The sequence below is a fragment of the Leptospira mtsangambouensis genome (genome assembly GCF_004770475.1).
GTDB classification, from domain to species: domain Bacteria; phylum Spirochaetota; class Leptospiria; order Leptospirales; family Leptospiraceae; genus Leptospira_A; species Leptospira_A mtsangambouensis.
On record NZ_RQHK01000017.1, the window covers coordinates 1,045,405 to 1,067,494 of the forward strand.

Consider the following 22,090-nt stretch of genomic DNA (forward strand, 5'->3'; position numbering starts at 1 on the left):
TCTAATTTCTTACTAATATTTTCTTAAGACAAACCGAAGTACCCATTAGGTGGTGAGGTTTCCATGAGAATCGATGAGTCCCCATTCAGTCGCACGAATGTCGATCTTCTGAAAGATCGTAGGGTGAACTATGTCGGGCATGGACAACTAGAAAGTGCTCCTGAATCTCTCTCTGCTTTGCATGTTATTTCTCATGAATTGGGTCATGCAGCTGAATTTAAAAACCAAGCCTTCCGAGAAGGACGAGAGGTTCAATCCGTCCAAGTAAAAATTAATTATGAATTGAGAGATGGAAGAATGGTGGCAGTGAGTGGTGAAACTCATGCCGTGACACGCCCGCATTCGCAACCAGAAGAGGATCCAGCTCTAGTTCCCTATTCGGATGGAAAGTCCATCAAAGATCTTTTTCAATTAAAAGAAGATGAAGATAAAAAATCCAAATCGGTGGAAAAAACCAAATCAGATCCAAAAGAAGTGATGCGGAAGTCTCATGAAAAAGATTTAGAATCGAAAATTAAAGAGTTAGAGACCAGGCTCGAAACGGAAAAAACAAAAAAGTCCTCAGATGTTCATTCCGAAGAACGTTTAAAAGAAATTGAATCTGAAAAAAAACGATTGGAAGAAGAGATACGACTCATTCGTGTGAAAGAACAATTGAAGGAAACCTTTGCTTTGTTAACCGACTTCCGTAAAATGATGACATCCAATTTATTCGGTATGATGAACCTTCAAACAGAATCGAATGTTGGAAATTATTTAGATACCTTTGTTTGATCAACCATATTCTCTAAAATAAATTCGCGTAGTTCACCAATCCCCCTTCCTGTAGTTGCTGATAAATAAAAGACTCGAAATGGAATTCCAATTTCGTTCATAGCTGATTCCATTTCTGTCCTCACACGGTGTTGTTCACTTTGGTTTAGTTTGTCAATTTTGGTACGGATCACCACTGGTTTTATTTTTCTCTCCATGGCAACTTCGATGGTTGATAACTCTTCTTCAGGAAATTCCCTTTGTGAATCACAAAGGATAAATAAAATTTTCAGATGTTTCCAGGAATTTAAAAAACCTTCCAAGAGTTTCATCATTTCTTTATGTTCTTTGTGTGATGCTTTTGAATAACCAAACCCAGGTAAGTCGATAAGGTTAAAATCTTCTTTGGTTTTGAAAATATTGATTAGTTTTGTTTTCCCTGGTGTCCTTGAAACTTTAGCAAGTCCTCTATGATTGGACAAAGCATTCAGTAAACTTGACTTTCCCGAATTGGACCTTCCCATAAAGGCAATGGATGGAACTGAGTCCAATTCCTCTTTTTCATTGATATTGGCAATTGAAGTGAAAAATTTTGTTTCAGGAAAGGGAATTTCTTTAGAATACTTGTGCATCTAGCTCACCTTTCTAGATAGATTCGTTTGGGATAATTCTTTTCGCTTTTGGAAAACAGAGAAAACAAAATTTGGATGGGTTCTCCGTCAAAATAGAGAATGGGAATATAAGTTCTCAAAAAGAAGGGAATTCCGTTTTCTCGCATACATTCAGAAATTTCCTTATTTCCTGAGCGAATTTGGATTTTTTGGCCATGGTGCCAAGATCCAAGACTATATTTTTCTTGGGGGTCAGATAGTTTAAACCTATTTTGGTTCCACTCAATACACAAGTTTTCTCCTTCTCGAAACGAAACTGCTTTTTTGAAGGCTGGCGATTTTTTATCAATGATAAACAAATCACCAAACTTTGATTTGTATAAAAAACAATTTTTGTTTTCTAAAAATGCCCTTTCTCCTTCTGATTGGAGATGGAAATTATCAAATCCTGATTTATAAAGCGGATAGTGACCGAGTAGCTTTAAATGAAAATCAATTAGATCTTTTTTTGCAGATACACCAAGACTAATCCAAGTTTCATGAGGAATTCGAAAAATATGTGGGACTGGTCTAAAGATAGTTTTTTGTTTTAAATCGAATTTTAGATCCAACAGAGACCTTTCATGAAAATTCCAATAGGTCTTATGAAAGTTCCAATTTTCTTTTTCTAAAATGGGAAGTAAGTCCATTCGAATGCGATTGCGTTTATAAACTGGATTTTGATTCGATTCATCCTCAAAAATTCGCATATGTTCGGAAACAAATTGATAGAGTTGTTCCAGTTCTTTATCTTCAAAAAAAACCAATGGTAAGAAACGTTCCCCATCAAAAGGAGGAAGTGTATAAAAGGCTTTTTTCCCACCTCCTCTTGTTAGGTGTAGAAAAATTGATTCTGTGTAATCTTTACAATGATGTCCTGTGAGGACGATAGATGGATTTTTATCGGTAATTTTTTTTAGTTCGTGATAACGAACCAATCTTCCCGTTTCCTCTAATCCTTTTTTTAGTTTGAGAGAAAGATTTGGGATTTTTTTTTTACAAAAGAAAAAGGAAAGTTTGTTTTTTCTAAAAAATGAAATAACTCATTTTCTTCTGCTTCAATGGAACGAATGCCGTGAGACAAATAAAATAATATAGGAGAAGGGACTTGGTATTTTTCTTTGAGATACTGACAAAAGAGAACCAAAATGGAAGAATCCTTCCCTCCGGAATAAGAAATAAGAAACTGAGTTTTGTTTTTTGCCCATAGAATCGGAAGTTGGTTCCCCATTCTGCCGAGGGCTAACTCAAAAAGATTTGAAATCGAAGTAGGAATTTCCGGGATCATATCTTCCTTACTGCCACCATAGTGATATCATCGTGTTGTTCCTGTTCCTTGACAAATTCTTTTAGTTCCGCATAGATCCTCTCCAGGATGTTTTTTGGCTCCAATTGGATACAGGAAAGAAAACTAGATTGGAGTTGTTTTTCTCCAAACTGGACTTCGTTTGTATTCAGCGCTTCCGTGACTCCATCAGTATATAGTAAAATCGTGTCTCCAGAATCAAATTTTAGTTTGGATTCATTGCGGAAAAGAGAAATGTCGGGTTTGATTCCCAATATGACACCTTCTGTTTCGATCACTGACAGTGAGTTTGATCCCGCATGGTAGTGATAAAAGTTTCCATGGCCAGCACCGGAAAATAGGACTTCTCCCGTAATGAGGTTCCAACGAAGTAAAATCATACTCATAAAACGTGGGGTGATTGCTTCTTTATAATTGGAATAAAGATAGTTATTGATATCGTTTAAAATTTCCCAAGGAGAATCTTTCACCCGAACCAGAGAATGAAGAATCGTTCTAACAGTTGCCATGACAAGACCTGCAGCCACACCTTTTCCACTTACATCTCCAATACAAATAAACAATTCATTTCTGTTAGGTGAAAGAATAAAGTCATAATAATCCCCTCCGATCCCACGAGCAGGAACCATAAAACCGCCAAAGGAAAACCCTTCCGCTTCTGGTGCCTTTCTTGGTAAAAGAGTGCTTTGAATTTCTTTTGCGATCTCAATTTCTTTTTCCAATCTTTCTTTGTTAGAAAGGTTTTGGTATAGGTTTGAGTTTTCCATTGTGATTCTTGCTAATGAAATAAAAGCATTTAAAGCTTCTATCTCATCATTGGGGAATCGACTATCTTGTTTTGTAAGAACAAAAACGCAACGAGTTCCATTTTCCAATATGATTGGAAATATCATAGATTCTTTTCCTTTGATTCCCATACTTTGAAAAATAGATTGGTCTGAAGGATTCATAACCGTTGTCTCTTTCATTTGTAAGATAGGCTCAATAGAATTTGTTTCCATCATTTGTGTTTCTGTATGGATTTGGTAATTTTCTAGATCTCGATAAAGTTTGAATATTTTTGTTTTGGATGATTCTTTCGGACTTTCTATCAAATAAGTAAATGAAGACTCAACTATCCCTGATAAAGTAAGAAGAATCATTCGAATCATTTCATCATGATTGTTTAAATACAGTTGGCTTAACGTTAGTGCCGCAGTGTGTAAACTTTGAAAGTTCTTGGATTGATTTTCTGATTTAGAAAATAATAGAGAATTCCTGAGAGATACGGCAAATTGGCCCACCACCAATTGTAAAATTTCTTGGTCTTCTAAAAAATCTGAATAATCTTCTTCTTCGTAATCAATTGTCAATAATCCGACTGCCGTGTTAGCATAAAGGATTGGAATCACCAACTGAGATTTGGTTCCGGTGAGTTTTGAATAGAATTCGTAAAATGGATGTTTTTGATCAGTAAACTTATAAAAACAAGGTTCTCCTTTTGCCATGGATTCAATGAGAACCCCATAACTTAAATCATAATCAAGGGCTATTCGGTTGATTGCCCTTTGTAAAGTTCGCTTCTGACTAGAATAATAAACTAATCTAATTTCACCTAATTCAAGATTGGTGATAAAAACTGCGACTTTATCACGTTTTAGCCGGACAGAGATAAGTTCGGTAAACCTTTGCATCAAGTCTTCTAAACCCATGGAGGAGTTGAATAGAGAGAGATTGTCCAGGAGGAATTCTGTTTTCTCTTGAGAAGAAAGTATGTTTTTTCCAATCCTCGGGATTTTTCGTTTTTCTAAAATCCATTCACGGTCACAAGTTTGGCAGAAAAAACGACCATTCCTGGTGATCCCATTGGGAACTTGGGATTCCGCGCAGAGCAAACAGATCCGGTCGTCAGAGGGCTCTCGGTTCATCCTAAACCAAGTAACTCGATTTCTTTTTTCATAAGCTACAAGAATTTCCTTAAGAACGAAGAAACCTGGTACGATTCATGCTTAATCTATAAGCAAATGTTGTTTTTTCTGCAGAAATCGAAAGGATGTCGGTAGATATGATTAAAAAATGGTTTATTTGTTTAATAAATAAGCATACTGTATTGGTCACCAACAATGTTTTTCTGTATTCTTTCGAGGCAGAGCGTAATACTAAAGAGCAAGAACTATGAGCGTGAAAAAATTCAATCCCATCCAATCCATCCATGAAGTCGCGACTGCAATGAATTCCACCCAAGACCCGGATGGACTTCTCGAATTGATTTTGGATCGCTGCATCCAAATTTGCGGTGTGGAATCGGGGTCTCTTATGCTCATCGACGAAAAACACGGGGTTTTGGACGCCGTAACTTCTCGTGGAATGAACCAACAGTTGTTAAGAGAAACCAAACTCAAAATTGGACAAGGGATCACCGGAGTGGCTGCCTCCACCGGGAAAGCAAAACTCGTAAATGATGTTTCGAAAGACCCTGATTACATTCAAGTCAAAGAAGAAATCAAATCAGAGTTAGTTGCTCCGATGATTGTAGAAGACGATATCATAGGAGTCATCTCACTCGACTCCAATCGATTGAATGCATTTACTGCGGAGATGTTGGAAATCGTAAGTGTTCTGGCTCACCAAGCTGGCCAGATTTTTAAAAACCTACAAACCATTCGCAGTTTAGAACAAAGGACGAAAATCCAAGCAACACTCATCGAAATTTCTAAAGTGGTAAGTTCCACTTTAGATCAAAATGAAGTTTTTGATTCCATTATGGTGACGATGGAAAAATCTCTTCGATTGGAAAAAGGAAGTATTGTTTTATTTAATAAGGAAGAGGGACTTCTTCGTATTGTCGCTGCATCAGGATTATCTCCTGAAGAAATTGATAAAGGGACATACCAACCAGGAGAGGGGATCACTGGAAAGGTTTATGAATCGGGAGAACCCATCATCATTGAATCGGTTGCAAGCCATCCTGATTTTTTAAACCGTGTAGGGTATTTGTCTCATTTTAAACATGATCCACATAACGTGAGTTTGTTATGTGCTCCTATATTAAGTGAACAGACAATGTTAGGTGTCGTAAACGCATTTATAGTTCAAAACAAACATACAGATTTAAAATCCTTTTTGGATTTTCTTCAAGTGGTTGCTTCTATTATTTCCCAATCCATTAAAATTCAAAACTTAGTCGAAGAGGCTAAAAAAGAAATCTCTCGCGAAAATATACAACTCAAACGTGAATTAAAGAATAAATATAAATTTGGATCACTGATTGGTAAAGCTGCCAGTATGGAAAAGATGTTTGAAAAAATCCAACTGGTTGCAGACTCCAGAGCTTCTGTATTGATTACGGGAGAATCGGGAACAGGAAAGGAGATGATTGCCAATGCAATTCATTATAATAGTTCTCGATCGGAGAATCCATTTATCAAAATCAACTGCGCAGCAATTCCTGAAAATTTATTAGAGAGTGAACTTTTTGGACATAAAAAAGGTTCCTTCACTGGGGCAGTCACAGATAAAAAAGGAAAGTTTGAATTAGCTGATACGGGAACCATTTTTCTCGATGAGATCGGTGAAATGGATTTAAACTTACAATCAAAGTTGCTTCGAGTTTTACAAGAAAGGGAAATAGAAGCAATTGGTTCTACTAAGGCAAAAAAAGTTGATGTTCGAATCATTGCAGCAACCAATGCCGAATTGGAACAACTGGTTGCAGAGAAAAAGTTTAGAGCAGATCTTTTTTATCGATTGAATGTAGTAAAGATCAACACTCCTCCGTTACGTGATCGAGTTGAGGACATCCCACTTCTTATGAATCACTTTTTGGAAAAATACACAAAAGACAATAATAAAGTGGTGAAAGGAATTTCTCGAGAAGCATCAAAACTTTTATTAAAATATCGATGGCCGGGTAACGTTCGTGAGTTGGAAAACGTAATCGAAAGGGCTGTGGTTCTTGCTCAAGATGAAATTTTAAATGAGGACGATTTCTCAGATATTTTGTCTAGTATTGATGATTTACCTGAGAATACAACGGAAGTGGCCCAACTGAATCATGTGGAATCAGTTTCTGGAGCTGAGCCATTGGATTTAGGGTCAGGTAGGTTGACACCAGGGCAGTTGGATGGTCTTGATGGTCGAGCGATGGAAATTGTCGTGAGTGAAGTTGAATCAAGACTCATTCAATATGCAATGAAGAAGTTTCGTTATACTAAAACCCGTGTTGCCAAATTTTTGGGTATCAATCGAAATACCTTAGATAAAAAAATCAAAGAACTGAACATCGAATACTAATTGGTGTTAGTTTGTTGGTTCTGGAAAATGATTTAAGTGATGGATCGGGCCAGTTTTGATTTCATCTTCAAGAGTTAGGTGAAGATATTCTTTGGCTGAGCCGACAGCTTCTGGAAGATTTTTTCCATGGGAGAGAAAGGATGTAATGGCTGCAGAATAAGTGCAACCAGTTCCATGTGTGTTTTTTCCTTTTAAAAAAGGTTTTGAGAATAAATAAGATGATTTGCCGTCGAATAAAACATCCGTGGCTTCCGTTGCATTTGGTAAATGCCCACCTTTTAGAAGAATGGGGACCTGATACTTTTCAAATAATTTCTCCGCCATAGGTACCAATTGATCGTATTGGTGGATTTTTTCACCGAGCAAAAGGGACGCCTCATCTAGGTTAGGTGTGATGAGTTTTGCAAGTGGCAGTAAGTCTTTTGTTAATGATAGAATTGCATCGTCTTTTAAAAGTTTGGCACCGCTAGTGGCAACCATCACAGGATCTACTACCAATTGTATGTCGGGGTTTTTATAAAAAAATTCGGCAACGGCTTCTATGATATTTGCAGAATACAACATTCCTGTTTTTGCCGCTTTGATGGGAAAATATTCGGAAACTGCCTTTAGTTGAGCAGAAACGAAGTCTGGTGAAATTTCGGAGATACCGCTGACTCCGTCCGGGTTTTGAGCAGTGAGACAAGTGAAGACTGTCGTTCCAAAGGTAGCGAGAGAAGAAAAAGTTTTGAGGTCTGCTTGGACTCCAGCACCACCACCTGAATCGGATCCGGCAATTGTTAAGGTAATGGGAAAATCTTTCTTCATGTTATGGAAACCATCCGTACTTGTCAAAATTTATGTTATCATTGTTTAAATCAAAGACAACACCTTCCGATTCTAGAATTTTTTTCTGCAAAGAAGATCGGAAAGTATCACCACGAAAGGATATTCTTCCTTGTGCATTGATTACCCGTTGCCAAGGGATTTTTTGTTCCATTTCTTTTTTTAGAGCGTTTAAAGCATAACCCACAGCCCTTGCCGCCCTAGGACTTCCCAGAAGTAAGGCAATATGCCCGTAGGTGGTGACTTTTCCCTTCGGAATTTTTTTGACCACTGCATAAACGGAATCGTAAAAATTCGTACTTTTAGTTTTAGGTGCACTCATTGAATTTGGATTTATATCCTAATGATTTAATTCTTTTGTAAATTCCTTTTTAAAGGTTCTAATCGTTATCATTAAAATGAAGATCTCTGTATACGCAAAACATTTGTTACTCGCTCCAAATTTGGAGGATAAACTTTTACCTCCTAGTCGTCATTGGGAGGAAGAGACTGAATTTTCATCCATCCGGATTGAATCGCCCGGTCGTTCTGCGAAATTCCAATTTTCCGACAAAAAAATAAAAATCCCTCGATTGGAACATCTCAACTTAGAATCCAATCGGGGACTCAGCCTTCATCATTTTGCAAATCATGAGCTTATGGCCATTGAGTTATTTGCTTGGGCTTTGCTCGCCTTTCCGAATGCACCTAGGTCCGTTCGCAATGGATTTTTAAAGACCATTGAAGAAGAACAAACTCACCTAAAATTGTATTTGAACCGCATGAGAGACTTCGGCGTTGATTTTGGTGATATTCCTCTAAATTATATTTTTTGGAAACAACAAGGCCAATTTAAAAGTTTAGAATCATTTGCTGCCGTTATGTCTATTTCTTTTGAAGGTGCAAATTTAGATTATGCGCAGGTTTATGCACAGGTTTTTTCGTTTTTTGGAGACCAACTAACATCTGATATAATGATTACAATTTTTGAAGATGAAGTAAAACATGTAAAAAGAGGGCTTCGTGCTTTCGAACATTCTGTTCCAAAAAATGTGAGCCATTGGGATCACTATTTGTCTTTGATTCAATTTCCATTTACACCCCGCAGGGCAAAAGGTTATCTATATTTACCGGATACTCGAGTGCTTGCCGGAATGGATGGCGACTTCATAGAATCTCTAGGTGCCTACGAAGATGAATACACTGGTCGTGTCAATTTGGAATCAGTTAAAAAATTTGGACTGGGGGAGACAATCCTTCGTAAAAACAGACTTGATTCTCATTTCCTAAATCCTTAAGATTCCTTTTGGAAGGTAATTATGAAATTGAATATAATGTTGAGTGTGTTATTGTTTTTATCAGCACTCGGAATTGTACTGAATGCGGAAAAAAATGCCCAATCCACTACGGAAATGAATCTTCATGATTTTATGGAAGATTTTACAAAGCCTGCATCAAAGTTGTACGATAAAAAAGAGAATGCAGATTATCTTAATAAGATCTTAGAAAAGGTTCCAGATATGGCACCAGAAGACCAAAAAGCAGAATGGAAAGAAATGATCGATGCTAAGTTGGCTCTTGGAAAACCAGATGAAACTTGTAAATCCTGTCATACTAAATTCAAAAAAGAATACAAAGCTAAATACAGGAAAAAATTGATTCCGATTCCAGAAGAACTTCTTGGATTTCCAAAAGAAATTAAAGAATTATTAAAAAAATAATTAATTTATTTCCGCTCTTTTGTGAGCGGAACACTATGAAACAACTCAGTTGTTCAAAAATCCTAGTTTTAGTTTCTTTGTTTTTCTTTTGTTTTTCGTTGTTACAAGCAGAGGAAAACAAAGAACAGACAAATCAAACTCCTGCGCCAATACAGAATCCACTGCCTGCGAGTTTAAAGTTTGGTGCTTTTGTAGATACATATTATTCACATAATACGAATCATCCATTATCAAAAGAAAGATTGTATGCGACCCAAGCGGTGCGTAATGATGAGTTTAACATCAACTTAGGATTTGTTGATGCCAAATGGCAGGAGGAAAAAGTAAGGGGTCGTTTGGCTTTTCAGTTTGGAACATCAGTAAATATGAATTATGCGGCCGAGGCAAATCGTGACATTAGTTCCAATCAAAACTCAGTAAAACATATCCAGGAAGCTTATGTAGGTTTTAAGTTAGCAAAAGATACTTGGGTGGATGCAGGTATTTATTTTGGGCATATTGGACATGAATCTTGGATTTCTTCAGATAACTGGAATTATACTAGAGCATTAGCTCTAGATTACGTACCTTATTATTCTTCGGGAGTTCGACTTACTACTAAGTTTACCGATAAGTTTCAATTTCAATTTCATGTAATGAACGGTTGGCAAAACATCACTGACCAAAACAAAGATAAGTCACTTGGAACTCAGTTCAAATTTTTTGTAACACCGAGTTTTACAGTTACAGCAAATCAATTTGTTGGGAATGAAGCACCTGATTTCGAAAGAAAACAAACTCGATTGTATAATAATACAATTTTGGAATGGAAGGTATTAGATTGGTTATCGTTTGCAGTATCTGGTGATATAGGAGCACAAAAAGCAAAAGAGTCTTTTCAGTATGAACCATGGTGGAAAGAAATCAATCCAGCCCTTGGTATTTATACAAATAGGGAATCAAATGCTTATAACCAATGGTATCATGGAACATTTTGGACCAGTTTTCGATATGAGGATCTTTACCGTTTGAGTTTTCGTATTGAACGTTTTTATGATCCGAAACAAGTGATGGCAACTACGTACACCCGAAATGGTTTTATGACAAATGGTTACACTGCTACTTTTGATTTATTGCATTGGAATCCAGGTCTTATTCGTTTTGAAGTGACTCAAAAAGAATCTATGGATCCCGTATTTGAGACTGATAAAAATAAACACAGCCGTATCGAACGATTGTTTATTGTGGCAGCTTCGGTTCGGTATTAGTTAAAGAAAAACTCCAAACCACTACTTACTGTGGTTTGGAGTGTAAAATAGGAGAATTGGGAATAATATCTTTGATTAAGAAAAGGACTAGGTCCTTTTCTTTTTCTTAATCGGTTTTTTCTTTTTCTTTGGAGATTCTTTGTCTTCTTCATCCTCTTCCAATGGCTCTTCATTCAGTTCGCTAACGAAGTCGAGGAAATGGATGTGTTTTTTGTGACTCATCTCTTCGAGTTCTTTTGCGTTAGGTTTTCTTTCGCCCACTACAACTAAATAAAGTGAAGGAAGAATGGTTAACACGAGGCACATTGCTGAGAACAATCCCCCAACAATAACTGTTGCAAGTGGTCTCTGAACGTCAGATCCAACTCCTGTTCCGAGAGTCGCAGGAATAAGACCGAGCAATGCAAGTAACATTGTCATAAGCATTGGTCTTAGCTGAATCACTGCGGCTTTTTTTACGGCAGCTTTTGTTGTGATCTCTGGCTCTTCAATTAACAAGTGATTGGTTCTAGAAACAAACAATACCCCTGCCATTGTAGCAATTCCAAAGAGCGAGATGAATCCGACACCGCCAGAAACGTTGAAGTAATATCCTCTCATTAACAGGGCATAAATTCCACCAAGAAGTGAGAGAGGAATACAAGCTAATGCAACGTATACATATTTAAGGTTTCTATATAACAAATAGAGAACGCCAAAAATGATGAGAATTGTAATCGGGATAACAATTGCTAATTTTTTACCGACACGAGCTAAGTTTTCGTACTGTCCTCCAAATCGAATTTCATAACCATCAGGAAGTTTGATTTTTTTCTTCACTCGTTTTTGGAGTTCAGAAACAAATCCTCCTTGGTCACGGCCACGAATGTTGGTTCTAACAGTTACAACCCGACGACCCTCTTGTCGGAAAATCATGGTTGGACCGTCGATGACTTCAATTTCTGCCAATTGTGATAATGGAATCCTTTCTCCTTTCGGTGAAATGATAGGCATATTTTCAATCGCTTGTTTTGAGGCACGATAGTCCTTCGAAAATCGTACAACAATTCCAAATCTTGCAGGTGTTTTCGGAGGAATGTCTGATGGGCCTTCGTATAAGGTGCTCACTCTTTGCATCCCGATGGCTGCTTCGATCATCTGTTGGATATCGATGACATTAATTCCAAACCGTGCCGCGGCTTCTCTGTTGATATTAATTGTGAGCTGGGGACTCTCTGCTTCTTGTTCAATACCAAATTCGCTGGCACCTTTCATTTCTTTGATTTCTTCTAGAACCTGGTTCCCGATTCCGCGCATGATTTTTAAATCGTTACCGGAGACGAAAACGGCAAGATCGGCAATGGTTCCCATGATGGCTTCGGAAAGGTTATCCATAATTGGCTGAGAAAAACTAACCCTTGCACCTGGAAGTGTAGCTTCCAAATCATTCCTCATTCGAAAGAGTAACTCTTGTTTGGTGATTTTTTCTTTCCATTGGTTATAATCTTTTAGACCAATTAACACCTCGAGTCTGTTTGGCGGAAGTGGATCTGTTCCATCATCATTTCGACCTAACTGAGAAATTACAACGCTAACTTGTTCATTTTTGTAAATGGTCTGTCGAATCTTTGGCATAAACTTTCTTGCTTCTGGTAAGGAAATACCAACAGGAAAGAAGATCCGAATATTGAACCCACCTTCATCCATTTCTGGAAGGAATTCAGTTCCTAATGAAAACATACCGATTGCAAGGAAAACAGTCACAACACTAAATGTATACTTAACTGCTTTGCGTGATCTATCTACGATGAACTCAATGATTCGTTTGTAACGAATTTCAATCCAATCATAAACTGGATTATGCCATTCAATCGGGCCTGGATTTTTTGATTCAAAATATGTTTTGTAAATGATGGACATGAGTACAGGAATCACGGCCATCGCAAAAATTAATGCACCAAGAATCGCAAATGAGATTGTAAAAGCCATCGGTTTGAACAAACGACCTTCAATCCTTTCAAAAGAGAAAATTGGAAGGTAAGCTAAGATAATAATTAAAATCGAAAAGAGGATTTCTGTTCCAACTTCTGATGCAGCATCTCTTGTGAATGCTAAAATTCCATGAGATTTTTCTTCGGGAGTTGCATCTCGATATCGTCTCATGATATTTTCTACCATGATTACGGCCCCATCCACAATGATACCAAAGTCAATAGCACCTAATGAAAGTAAGCTTGCAGGTATTCCTGTCATATTCATTAAGAGAAATGCAAATAACATGGCAAACGGTATGGTTGCTACCACTACGAGAGATGCCCTTACACTTCCGATAAAGAATATTAAAACTAAACTGACAACAACAACTCCCTCCACTAAGGTTTTACCAATTGTGCGGAGAGTGTAGTTTACTAAATCTGTCCTATCATAAGTGTTCCTGAGTTGGACTCCGTCAGGTAAATAGTTTTCATTGATTTCTTTTACTTTGGCACGAATTCTTTCGCCCATTTCGTTGGGATCACCCCAACGACGCATTGCCACCAAACCTTGAACAGATGAATCTACGTCAATAAGTCCTTCATCATCATTTTGAATGGTATAACCAAGAACCCCGCTGGGTATTGGATGAGAGATTTCAACCGATCCTAAGTCTCGGATAAAAACAGGTACCCCATTAACGGTTTTGACCACAATGTTTTCAATGTGTTTTGGATCTCTGATGGCACCAAGTGAACGAATGGGAAATCCTTGTTCCCCTTGAAGGAGTAAGTTTCCTCCCGTGTTCAAGTTGTTTTCTTGAATTGCCCTGATAACATCACCAATAGTTAATTTATAACGAATTAACTTATCGGGTGAGGTGACCACATGGTATTGTTTTGGAAGTCCACCAAAAGTTACAACGTCGGCGATTCCCGGAATTTGTAACATCTTCGGCATCACAATCCAATCTTGGATGGTTCGAAGTTCCATTGGAGTATGGTTTTCGGAAGATTCTACAACATATCGATAGATTTCACCAACAGGAGAACTCATCGGTCCAAGTGCTGGATGAACATCTTCTGGGATATCAGCATCTGCAACTCTTTCCATAAGTCGCATACGAGCAAAATAATCGTCAGTTCCATCTTCAAATACAAATTGAAATACAACTAAACCATTGATGGTTCTTGATCGTCTTACGGCAACTTTTGGAATTGCATTTAATACCCGTTCAATGGGAAGGGTAACACGTTCTTCTACTTCAACTGCAGCTTTACCTGGAAATTTAGCAATGAGTCGTACTTGTGTGTCGGCAATATCAGAATAGGCTTCTTTTCGAATGTCAATCCATGCCCAAGTTCCGAAGAGAACAGCCACTGCAGCTGCGATAAGTGTTGTAACACGGTTTTTAAGTGCTTGTTCTATAAAATCTTTAATCATGATATTCCCTCGTATTGAAGAGGTAACCCATTTGGAGTAATAATTGTGGGTTTTTGTAATCGCCTTGTCCAACTCCACCACCTACTTGTAAAAAGAAGTTTCCAAGTAGGAAGTCGTAAGTCATACCTATGTATCTTTGCGAAAGATGGACTCTTTGTCTTTCTCTGCTTTCATATTCTAAATAAGCTCCGACATTGCTATCAATGGAGTTTACATAAGATCTGATGAGTAAGTCTTCTTGTGAAGGGTCTCTCCGATTGTAACCAGGAATATTTAGTCCAGTAGGATAGGAAGATTGGCCACCTCGACCGACTTCTGGCGCAAAAGGATTCACTTCAAAGTAACCGCCAACAATAGATATACTATGTGCGATCACTGGAGTTTTCCAGAATGTATATCCTAAATCTACTTGTCCGCCATACCAATGGGGGCCCCAAGCACCACCTGACCCTCGTAAAACGACATCTTTGAAATAATATCCTAGATTAAAATTGAGACTACCTGGAGAACCTATGGAGGCACCATAAACCCAAAAATTGGTTGATTTGGGGAGTCTTTTGGCATCCAAACTATCTGCTTTCAATTTTTCATCTTCACCAAATGCTGACTGATCTGATTTAGTAGGTGTCCATTCTGGTTTGATTTCATTACCTTCCTTATCTTTCGGATAAGGAGAGGATGGTTCTGCAAACAATGCAGATCCCAACAATGATATTGTAAAAAGTAAAAGACTGAGTTTTTTCATATTAAAAACCAAAACTCAAACCTTTTAAAAGAATGGAGCCTTGGATGGCTACCTTCTCACCAGGAGACAAACCTTGAATGATATTGACTCTTTCTTTTGTAGAGATACCTAATACGACTTCTCTTCTCTTAAAAGTTAATGGTTTCTCTTCTACGAAAACATAGTTTTTTCCTTCCACAGTGACAATTGCAGTATAAGGTAGAACTACACTATCACCACCTGTTTGTTCTGGAAATTTAACAACCCCAAACATACCTGGTTTCAATCTATACTTTTCGTTCACAACGATGATTCTCATCTTTGCTGTTCTTGTGAGAGGGTCTACGTTATCACCGATTGCTTCCGCAGTTCCCATAAACTCCTCATCAGGAAAAGAGGCAAAAACTACTTTTACTTTTTTACCCTTGCGTAAAGTAGAGATTTGTGATTCAGGAACATCTGTAATGATCCAAGCTTTCAAACTTCCCGCAGTACTAAGTTCACTTGGGTTTAAACCTTGAGCTCTGAGTTTTCCTTCAAATTCTGCAAGTTCCGCCGCATCGTTTCCAGAATCCGTTTCTGATTCGACTAAGTCTTTTTCCGTTGCCACTCGGTGCACAAACATATCTTTGATCCGGCTTAAGTTTTTATTCGATCTATGGAGTTTGTTCTTTGCATGAACATAACCAACATAAAGGTCGTTTAACTCTGCTGATTCGAAAAGTATGATCCGAGCACCATTACTGACTGAAGGTGAAGTCGAGGCAATGAGCCTTGCAGGTGCTTCCAAACTTACAAATTCTCCACCGCCACCAATCGTAGTGGATTTGACAATTTCAAGTCCAGGGCTATTCGGTTTGAATTCAATTCGTAAGCCTCCATCAAAAACTTCTGCTTTTTCTGGATGTTTATGAACAGGTTTTGCCGGTTTGGAAAAAATCATAAATAGAACGGCGATGACTACAAGAGCCACTCCTGAAATTAGGAGGATTTTTGCCTTTTGGTTTAAAGATTTTAAGGTAATTAACATTTTATTCCTCAGTTTTAGGATTGGTTTGATTTTCAGATTTGGGGATAAAGACACCTTTACCCACAGCATAGTTTACGTTTTCGATAGCTTCCATTCGATCTGTTTGTAGTTTTAACATTTCGACAATACTGGAACGATAAGTTTCAAAGAAGTCTGCGAACTCTAAGATGGTTATGTATTTTTTTTCATAACTCATAATCATATCCAAAGATAAACTTCCATAATCTTTGATATAAGCATTACTAAATCGTTTATAAAGAGCGTCTTTGATTCGAGCAGATTGGTAAGCAACTGCTACTTCATTTTCTACTTCAAGGATATTGTTCTTTAACTCTTGTTTGCGGACAAGAATGGCCTTTTCTGCTGCTTGGATATTTCCTTGGTTTCTGTCAAAGAGAGGAACACTGAGCTGTGCAGTGACTCCCCAATAGTTTTGGAATGCGGTACCACCGCGGTTATAAACTGGACCAAAAGATAAATCTGGGATGGCATTTGCGTATTGGAGTTCTAAATTTGCTTCTTCAAAACGTAATGTTTGTAATGCTTTTTTAAGGTCTGGTCGGTTCTCGCGAGCGATTTCCACTAAATCTTCCAAACGTGCTTGGTTAGGAACAATTGCATCCAAATTTGATTCGTTGACCGTTGGAATAAACTCAACTCTTGCATCTCGATACAAATCATCATTCAAAAGAATTTTAAGGTCCGCTTCTTTTTCGTAGACTTTGATTGCTAAATCTTCTCTTTCTTTTTTTAGAAAGAATAAAAGCGCTTTTAACCGTAAATGTTCTGCTTGGAGAAGGGCTCGCCTTTTATATGCAAGTTCAGATGAATCTACCGTTTTTTCAATGGAGGCAATACTTTGGTCATAGAACACAACGGCTTTTTTATAAAAGTAAATTGTATAAAACGTTCTTCTTAGTTTCGTAATGACGGCTCGAGCAAGATCATAAAACTCTTGTTCGGAGATCTTTGCATTCAATTCTGCCACTTTCACACGTTTATCAATTTTCCCACCAAGTAAGAATACTTGTTGGATTTGAATTACCGATTGCCCTGATCTTGTTGTATCAAAATACCTTTGTGTTGGTTCTGCAAAAATACTTTGGTCAATTGCGATGTTCGGATTCGCATAGAGTCCTGCTTGTAAGATCCCTGCTTTTTTTACGTCAATTTGGAAGCGGGATGCGATGAGTAGAAGGTTATTCTTCCATAGAAGTGTCTCTGCAGACTCTAAATCAATTTCACGATTCAACCTTTGGTCATCAGGATACAAACTTGATCCTAAAGATGATCTTGGATTTTCATCTGAAAGTTGTCTTTTCAGGGCTTCACTTGCTTGTGCGATTCTAGTTTCTCCCCAAAGATAGGAGGTAGAAAACACAAGAAAGAGGTAGATACCGATTCTTTTGTAAAAACTCATAAGTTACCAAACATAAAAAAATTGAGAAAAAAAACATAGGTACACCTGGATCCTGCGAACATAGGTATACTTCTGGATTCAGCGAATGCCGAAGTTGATTCAATCTAAGAAATAGGAGGTGGAATATTTAAGAGAAGTGAGGAAAGTAAACTGGGAACAAACGTTCCTTCTGAAATCAAATCAACAAAGGAAATTAAAAGAGATTCTGACAAAAGATCAGATCGACTTTCATTAAAAAAATCTAAAAAGTCCGCTCTTGAACGACTTAAAGTAGCAGAATCATCGATGGCTGAAATTCTAGGATCATCGATTGCAGTGTCTTCTGGAGTTTCGAAAGAGGAGGAATAAGATTTTTTGATCTGGTGGAGATTTGCTTCCAGATATTGGGAAACTGTATCTGACGTACCATCCCACGGGAAACCAATGGTTACCGTTAAGAGGAATGCGATCAGTTTGGCAGTACAGTTTGCCTTCATATTGTCCACTCATTCATTTTGATGCAGGCATTCAATTCTAAAAAACTTCTAATGCGCACACCATAAACCAATCATTGTTCAGATTGATGAATATATAGGATATAGACGAAGGACTTTCCAAAAAAAAAGACTGCCCAGAGTCAGGAATTCCCCGGAACAGTCGTAATAGTCTTTGGCAAATGAGAAACAAAACATAGGAAATGTTGAATATATAAAAACATCCTGTGTCCCTTACGGGACACAGGTTTAAGCGGTAGAGAGGAGTTAAACGGGTGGAGGTAAACTCAGGTAACGGGATGCAAGGAGCCCAGAGATAAAAGAAGGATGCAGGCTGTTGTTATGTGTTAGCAGAAGGGTCGTGATAGAAGTCTGACCTTTTCCGCTCCCAGTGAGTACATCTTCTAGATCTTTAGTACCTGAAGTCTCTTCAGAAGAAGATTTTTGGATCGCAATGGAAATAGTGCCTGAAAGTTGGCTCTTTCCACTGACTCGGCTGGATTTGGCTCCGCGAGTGCGAACAAGAACATTCTCTTCTGAAAGAAAAGCGCTGCCCAGGGAAAGTGTGAGTAGGGAAATCCCAAATATTTTAATCACGTTCCTGAACATAGTTACAGTATAGACTGGATCTGATTAAAATCTAGCATTTTTTTGGAATTTGCCTACAAAACAGGCAGAACGACTCAAATTCTTGGTTCGCTCTGCCTTTGCCTGGATTTAGAGCACTTTGCCGGGGTTCAGGATCCCTTTGGGGTCAAAGGCCAATTTGATCGCTTTCATGGTGTCGATTTCTGATTCGGATCTAGAAAAGTTTAGATAGTCTTTTTTCAAAAGACCAATCCCATGTTCAGCTGAAATGGACCCTTTGAATTTTTGGATGAGGGTAAACATTTCAGGGTCCACTTGTTTGCACTGGGCAAAAAAATCCGCGTCCGTTAGATCCTTTGGTTTCACAATGTTGAGGTGAAGGTTTCCGTCCCCAATATGCCCAAAAAGAGCAATGTTAAATCCTTGGTATTTTTTCGTTAAGAGTGAGGTCATCTCATCTAAGAAGGCTTCCATATTGCGAAGAGGTAGAGAGATATCATTTTTGTGAACAGTGTAAGCAAGGGAGAGAGATTCAGAAATCCCTTCTCGGTATTTCCAGAAGGTTTCGTTTTGGCGCGAGTTTTGCGCAATCGAACCATCGGTGATGAGTTCTTTTTCAGTAATGGATTCTAAAATGGAATAAAGTTTTTCTTCGTCCGTTTCACCATCCACTTCGAATTCCATTAGCACATAATATTTGCTAGGTGCTTGGAATGGATCGGGAACACCTAAATGTTCTTTGACTTTGTCCAAACAATAATCAGTTAAAAACTCAAAAGCAAGAAGTGGTAAATCAAAGTTATGTGTTTCACGAAAAATTTCTAAAATATTTTTGTATTCCGGAACAGCAAGGAAAATGACACGAATGTCTTTTGGTGGTTTCGTGAGTTTGACTACGGCCTCGGTAATGATACCAAGTGTTCCTTCGGATCCAATAAACAAATGTTTGAGATCGTATCCGGTATTGTTCTTTAAAATTTCACCATTGAATCTATAGGTTTCTCCTTTTCCATTCACAACTGTTAGTCCAAGAATCCAGTCCCGAATCAGTCCATAGTGAACCACACGAACTCCACCCGCATTGGTCGCAATGTTTCCACCAATATGACTGGATCCAGTAGCAGCAAAATCAACTGGAAAATAGAATCCACGTTCTTCGGCTTCTTTGTGGAGGTTTTTGGTAATCATACCAGCTTGCACATGTAAGGTGCCAAGGAATGGGTCGAAGTCAACCACTTTGTCCATTTTTGCTAATGAGATTACAATTTCACCATTTTTGGCAACAGCTCCACCCGCGTATCCGGTTCTTCCCCCAGAAGGAACTATTGCAATTTCATTTTTGTATGCATAAGTCACAATGGCTGCGACATCTTCTGTACTTTCTGGAAAAACGAGAACTTGGTAATTTGGTGGATATACTTTTGTTCTGTCGGTTCCATAGGAATTGAACAAAGCTTCGTCCATTGTTCCGTCATTTTTTTGAATGACTTTTTTTTCGCCGATGAGTTGGCTTAAATCATTTTTTGTTTTTGTAAAATCCATTCTTTATCCTTTAGATATCAACCATGTCGATTTGAGAGTTAACCGCCGGATCATCATCCCCCGGAGTTAATCTTGTATAAGTGCCATCCGATTCTAGAACCCTGGCTTGTGTGTTATCTCGAAGTAGTAGTTCGAGAATTTTTGCGATTCTTTTTTTGTGTTTATCTTGTAAGATTGGAAACATAACTTCGATTCGGCGAAGAAAGTTTCTCGGCATACAATCAGCAGAAGCTAAATAAACGTCCGGTTTCCCACCGTTTTCAAAACTATAAATCCTAGAGTGTTCAAGGTATCTTCCCACAATAGAACGAACATTGATTCGATCCGAAACCCCTGGAATTCCGGGCCTTAAACAACAAATTCCACGAATGATTAAGTCAATTTTGACTCCTGCTTGTGAGGCTTCATAAAGTTTTAAAATGATATCAGGGTCCACAAGTGAGTTCATTTTGAAAATCACACGTGCTTGTTTTCCGTTTTTTGCATTGTCTGTTTCTCTTTGGATGAGATGGAGAAACTCTTCTTTTAAAAATGTAGGAGCTGCATAAATTTTAGAAAGCCTTGGCATCTTTCCTGAACTTGTGATGGTGTTAAAAAGAATTGCGACGTCTTCTGTAATTTCAGGATTTGCAGTGAATAAACTTAAATCTGTATAAAATCTTGCTGTGGTAGAGTTATAGTTTCCTGTACCTAAATGCACATAACGATTGAGTTTGTCATCTTCTCTGCGTACGATGAGTAACATTTTGCAGTGGATTTTGAGACCAACCACTCCGTAGACAACATGGACACCACTGTCTTCAAGTTTTTTGGCCCAACGAATGTTTCTTTCTTCATCAAAACGTGCTTTGAGTTCCACAAGAACTGTGACTTGTTTTCCATTTTCTGCTGCTTCCCCCAAATACTGAATGATGGGAGAATCTCCAGAAGTTCTGTACAAAGTCATTTTGATTGCTAGGACCTTCGGGTCTTGGCTTGCGATCTTTAACATATCTTCGATGGATTTAAAACTTTCGTAAGGATGATGGAGGAGGTGATCGTTTTTACGAATCTCAGAAAAGATGGATTCACTTTTTTTAGCTGCAAATCCAGATTTTGGGACAGGGTAAGAATATTTCAAATGGCTTGTTTTTTCTAAACTATGAAAAAACATAAGGTCGTTTAAACTGAGTAAGGTGGGGATCTCCATTACTTGGTATTCTTCCAATTCCAAAAGACCACGTAACAATTCTTTGATATGTCCTGCACCAGAATGAACATCCAAACGAACGGCATCTCCCCACATTCGGTTCTTTAGTTCGTTTTTCATTGTGGCAAGAAGGTCACCAATGTTTTGTTCTTCATTGATGGAGATATCAGCATCACGGACAATTTTAAATGTATGAATTTGTTTTACATTCATTCCAAAGAAAAGGTCACCTAAATGAAGTTTAATGATCTCTTCTAGAGGGAAATACCTTCTCACATCAGTTTCTTTGTTTTGTGGCAATTGTAAAAATCGAGGTAACACACTTGGCACCTGAACAATGGCAAAAAGTTCCTTTGCTTTGTTTTTATCATCATCCGAATACAAAGTAATCCCCAAATTCAAAGTTCTATTGAGAATATGGGGGAAGGGGTGCGAAGGATCGATGGCAAGTGGAGTGAGGATAGAGGACACTTCTCGTTTGTAATAATTTTTTACAAATTGGATGTCATCACCTGCAAGTTCGCTCGGATCTTGGACCACAACAATTTTGTTTGTTTTGAGTTCGACAAGGATCTCATCTAAGGCTTCGTATTGTCTTTTGACAAATTGTCCTACTTTGGAATAAAGTTCGGCCAAGGTTTCAGAAGTTCGTTTTCCGTTGAGGCTACGTTCTTCGATGCCTGCATTTTTTAAGTTGAGAAGGCCCGCAACCCGGACCATAAAAAACTCGTCCAAATTGGATTCAGTGATACAAAGAAATTTAAGGCGTTCGAGAAGTGGGTTTTCCTGATCAAAGGATTCTTCCAGAACTCGGTGGTTGAAGTCGACCCAGGAAAGTTCGCGGTCGAAGAAGATATTTTGGTTCCCCAGTTCTATTTTTTCTGTAGGGCTAGCAGTCATAATTCTAGGATTTGGGAAGGAAAAAATTCTGTAAATTCCTAATCCTTTTGTAGAAATCGACGACACTAGATTCAG

General features: G+C 38.1%; 19 protein-coding genes. 5 read left to right on the plus strand and 14 right to left on the minus strand.

The features are described 5' to 3' along the window. Positions 1 to 63: 63 nt before the first annotated feature. Positions 64 to 774, plus strand: coding sequence for a hypothetical protein (locus tag EHR01_RS17450; protein ID WP_135696735.1), 711 nt, complete (start codon positions 64 to 66; stop codon positions 772 to 774). On the opposite strand, the gene yihA is transcribed toward EHR01_RS17450, so the two are convergent. Genes yihA through EHR01_RS17470 form a run of 4 tightly spaced genes read right to left on the minus strand, consistent with a single transcriptional unit; the run spans position 753 to position 4,616 of the window. Next, positions 753 to 1,385 carry a ribosome biogenesis GTP-binding protein YihA/YsxC gene (gene yihA, locus EHR01_RS17455; RefSeq protein WP_135696737.1) on the minus strand — a complete coding sequence of 211 codons (633 nt, stop codon included), beginning with the start codon at positions 1,383 to 1,385 and terminating at the stop codon, positions 753 to 755. The two genes, EHR01_RS17450 and yihA, sit on opposite strands and share 22 nt — an antisense overlap. A 5-nt stretch (positions 1,386 to 1,390) precedes the next feature. After that, the gene (locus EHR01_RS17460; protein ID WP_279638595.1) at positions 1,391 to 2,341 is read right to left on the minus strand and encodes a tRNA lysidine(34) synthetase; all 951 of its coding nucleotides are present in this window, start codon (positions 2,339 to 2,341) and stop codon (positions 1,391 to 1,393) included. Between the two features lie 26 nt (positions 2,342 to 2,367). Then, a complete protein-coding gene (locus EHR01_RS19405; protein ID WP_135696741.1) occupies positions 2,368 to 2,691 on the minus strand; it encodes a tRNA lysidine(34) synthetase in 324 nt (107 codons plus the stop codon). Then, entirely contained in the window at positions 2,688 to 4,616 is a 1,929-nt protein-coding gene (locus EHR01_RS17470; RefSeq protein ID WP_135696743.1) for a GAF domain-containing SpoIIE family protein phosphatase, read from the minus strand. The genes EHR01_RS19405 and EHR01_RS17470 overlap by 4 nt, the downstream gene beginning before the upstream one ends. Before the next feature lie 247 nt (positions 4,617 to 4,863). Between EHR01_RS17470 and EHR01_RS17475 the strand changes: the two genes are divergently transcribed. Beyond that, complete coding sequence (locus tag EHR01_RS17475; RefSeq protein ID WP_425269994.1) at positions 4,864 to 6,981, plus strand: sigma-54-dependent Fis family transcriptional regulator; 2,118 nt, start codon at positions 4,864 to 4,866, stop codon at positions 6,979 to 6,981. 6 nt (positions 6,982 to 6,987) lie between these two features. Here the strand turns inward: EHR01_RS17475 and thiD are convergent, their stop codons facing one another. Both thiD and EHR01_RS17485 read right to left on the minus strand, forming a co-directional pair. Continuing rightward, the gene (gene thiD, locus EHR01_RS17480) at positions 6,988 to 7,788 is read right to left on the minus strand and encodes a bifunctional hydroxymethylpyrimidine kinase/phosphomethylpyrimidine kinase (RefSeq protein WP_135696745.1); all 801 of its coding nucleotides are present in this window, start codon (positions 7,786 to 7,788) and stop codon (positions 6,988 to 6,990) included. 1 nt (position 7,789) lies between these two features. Next, a complete protein-coding gene (locus EHR01_RS17485) occupies positions 7,790 to 8,128 on the minus strand; it encodes an MGMT family protein (RefSeq protein WP_135696747.1) in 339 nt (112 codons plus the stop codon). Between the two features lie 76 nt (positions 8,129 to 8,204). Between EHR01_RS17485 and EHR01_RS17490 the strand changes: the two genes are divergently transcribed. The 3 genes from EHR01_RS17490 to EHR01_RS17500 are packed head-to-tail and all read left to right on the plus strand — an operon-like array spanning position 8,205 to position 10,753. After that, positions 8,205 to 9,083 carry a DUF455 family protein gene (locus EHR01_RS17490; protein WP_135696749.1) on the plus strand — a complete coding sequence of 293 codons (879 nt, stop codon included), beginning with the start codon at positions 8,205 to 8,207 and terminating at the stop codon, positions 9,081 to 9,083. A gap of 21 nt (positions 9,084 to 9,104) precedes the next feature. Then, positions 9,105 to 9,506: a hypothetical protein gene (locus tag EHR01_RS17495; protein WP_135696751.1), complete on the plus strand. Its 402-nt coding sequence runs from the start codon at positions 9,105 to 9,107 to the stop codon at positions 9,504 to 9,506. A gap of 35 nt (positions 9,507 to 9,541) precedes the next feature. Continuing rightward, complete coding sequence (locus EHR01_RS17500; RefSeq protein ID WP_135696753.1) at positions 9,542 to 10,753, plus strand: porin; 1,212 nt, start codon at positions 9,542 to 9,544, stop codon at positions 10,751 to 10,753. Positions 10,754 to 10,840: 87 nt separating this feature from the next. On the opposite strand, the gene EHR01_RS17505 is transcribed toward EHR01_RS17500, so the two are convergent. From EHR01_RS17505 to ppk1, 8 genes are all read right to left on the minus strand, one after another. Further along, a complete protein-coding gene (locus EHR01_RS17505; protein ID WP_135696755.1) occupies positions 10,841 to 14,149 on the minus strand; it encodes an efflux RND transporter permease subunit in 3,309 nt (1,102 codons plus the stop codon). After that, positions 14,142 to 14,894, minus strand: a complete 753-nt coding sequence (locus EHR01_RS17510) for a hypothetical protein (protein ID WP_135696757.1) — start codon at positions 14,892 to 14,894, stop codon at positions 14,142 to 14,144. The genes EHR01_RS17505 and EHR01_RS17510 overlap by 8 nt, the downstream gene beginning before the upstream one ends. Position 14,895: 1 nt before the next feature. Then, a complete protein-coding gene (locus EHR01_RS17515) occupies positions 14,896 to 15,903 on the minus strand; it encodes an efflux RND transporter periplasmic adaptor subunit (protein ID WP_135696759.1) in 1,008 nt (335 codons plus the stop codon). 1 nt (position 15,904) lies between these two features. After that, the gene (locus EHR01_RS17520) at positions 15,905 to 17,323 is read right to left on the minus strand and encodes a TolC family protein (protein WP_004785778.1); all 1,419 of its coding nucleotides are present in this window, start codon (positions 17,321 to 17,323) and stop codon (positions 15,905 to 15,907) included. 104 nt (positions 17,324 to 17,427) lie between these two features. Beyond that, positions 17,428 to 17,799, minus strand: a complete 372-nt coding sequence (locus EHR01_RS17525; RefSeq protein ID WP_135696761.1) for a hypothetical protein — start codon at positions 17,797 to 17,799, stop codon at positions 17,428 to 17,430. Between the two features lie 264 nt (positions 17,800 to 18,063). Then, complete coding sequence (locus EHR01_RS17530) at positions 18,064 to 18,393, minus strand: hypothetical protein (protein ID WP_135696763.1); 330 nt, start codon at positions 18,391 to 18,393, stop codon at positions 18,064 to 18,066. 120 nt (positions 18,394 to 18,513) lie between these two features. Next, the gene (locus tag EHR01_RS17535; protein WP_135696765.1) at positions 18,514 to 19,926 is read right to left on the minus strand and encodes an FAD-binding oxidoreductase; all 1,413 of its coding nucleotides are present in this window, start codon (positions 19,924 to 19,926) and stop codon (positions 18,514 to 18,516) included. Between the two features lie 10 nt (positions 19,927 to 19,936). After that, a complete protein-coding gene (gene ppk1 / locus EHR01_RS17540) occupies positions 19,937 to 22,081 on the minus strand; it encodes a polyphosphate kinase 1 (RefSeq protein WP_135696767.1) in 2,145 nt (714 codons plus the stop codon). Positions 22,082 to 22,090 lie beyond the last annotated feature (9 nt).

Coding starts and splice junctions, on each gene's coding strand:
- EHR01_RS17515 (WP_135696759.1), bottom strand. CDS start 15,903: ATGTTAATTACCTTAAAATCTTTAAACCAAAAGGCAAAAATCCTCCTA.
- EHR01_RS17485 (WP_135696747.1), bottom strand. CDS start 8,128: ATGAGTGCACCTAAAACTAAAAGTACGAATTTTTACGATTCCGTTTAT.
- EHR01_RS17450 (WP_135696735.1), top strand. CDS start 64: ATGAGAATCGATGAGTCCCCATTCAGTCGCACGAATGTCGATCTTCTG.
- EHR01_RS17510 (WP_135696757.1), bottom strand. CDS start 14,894: ATGAAAAAACTCAGTCTTTTACTTTTTACAATATCATTGTTGGGATCT.
- EHR01_RS17495 (WP_135696751.1), top strand. CDS start 9,105: ATGAAATTGAATATAATGTTGAGTGTGTTATTGTTTTTATCAGCACTC.
- EHR01_RS17505 (WP_135696755.1), bottom strand. CDS start 14,149: ATGATTAAAGATTTTATAGAACAAGCACTTAAAAACCGTGTTACAACA.
- thiD (WP_135696745.1), bottom strand. CDS start 7,788: ATGAAGAAAGATTTTCCCATTACCTTAACAATTGCCGGATCCGATTCA.
- EHR01_RS17520 (WP_004785778.1), bottom strand. CDS start 17,323: ATGAGTTTTTACAAAAGAATCGGTATCTACCTCTTTCTTGTGTTTTCT.
- EHR01_RS17525 (WP_135696761.1), bottom strand. CDS start 17,799: ATGAAGGCAAACTGTACTGCCAAACTGATCGCATTCCTCTTAACGGTA.
- EHR01_RS17475 (WP_425269994.1), top strand. CDS start 4,864: ATGAGCGTGAAAAAATTCAATCCCATCCAATCCATCCATGAAGTCGCG.
- EHR01_RS17500 (WP_135696753.1), top strand. CDS start 9,542: ATGAAACAACTCAGTTGTTCAAAAATCCTAGTTTTAGTTTCTTTGTTT.
- EHR01_RS17490 (WP_135696749.1), top strand. CDS start 8,205: ATGAAGATCTCTGTATACGCAAAACATTTGTTACTCGCTCCAAATTTG.
- EHR01_RS17470 (WP_135696743.1), bottom strand. CDS start 4,616: ATGAACCGAGAGCCCTCTGACGACCGGATCTGTTTGCTCTGCGCGGAA.
- EHR01_RS19405 (WP_135696741.1), bottom strand. CDS start 2,691: ATGATCCCGGAAATTCCTACTTCGATTTCAAATCTTTTTGAGTTAGCC.
- yihA (WP_135696737.1), bottom strand. CDS start 1,385: ATGCACAAGTATTCTAAAGAAATTCCCTTTCCTGAAACAAAATTTTTC.
- EHR01_RS17535 (WP_135696765.1), bottom strand. CDS start 19,926: ATGGATTTTACAAAAACAAAAAATGATTTAAGCCAACTCATCGGCGAA.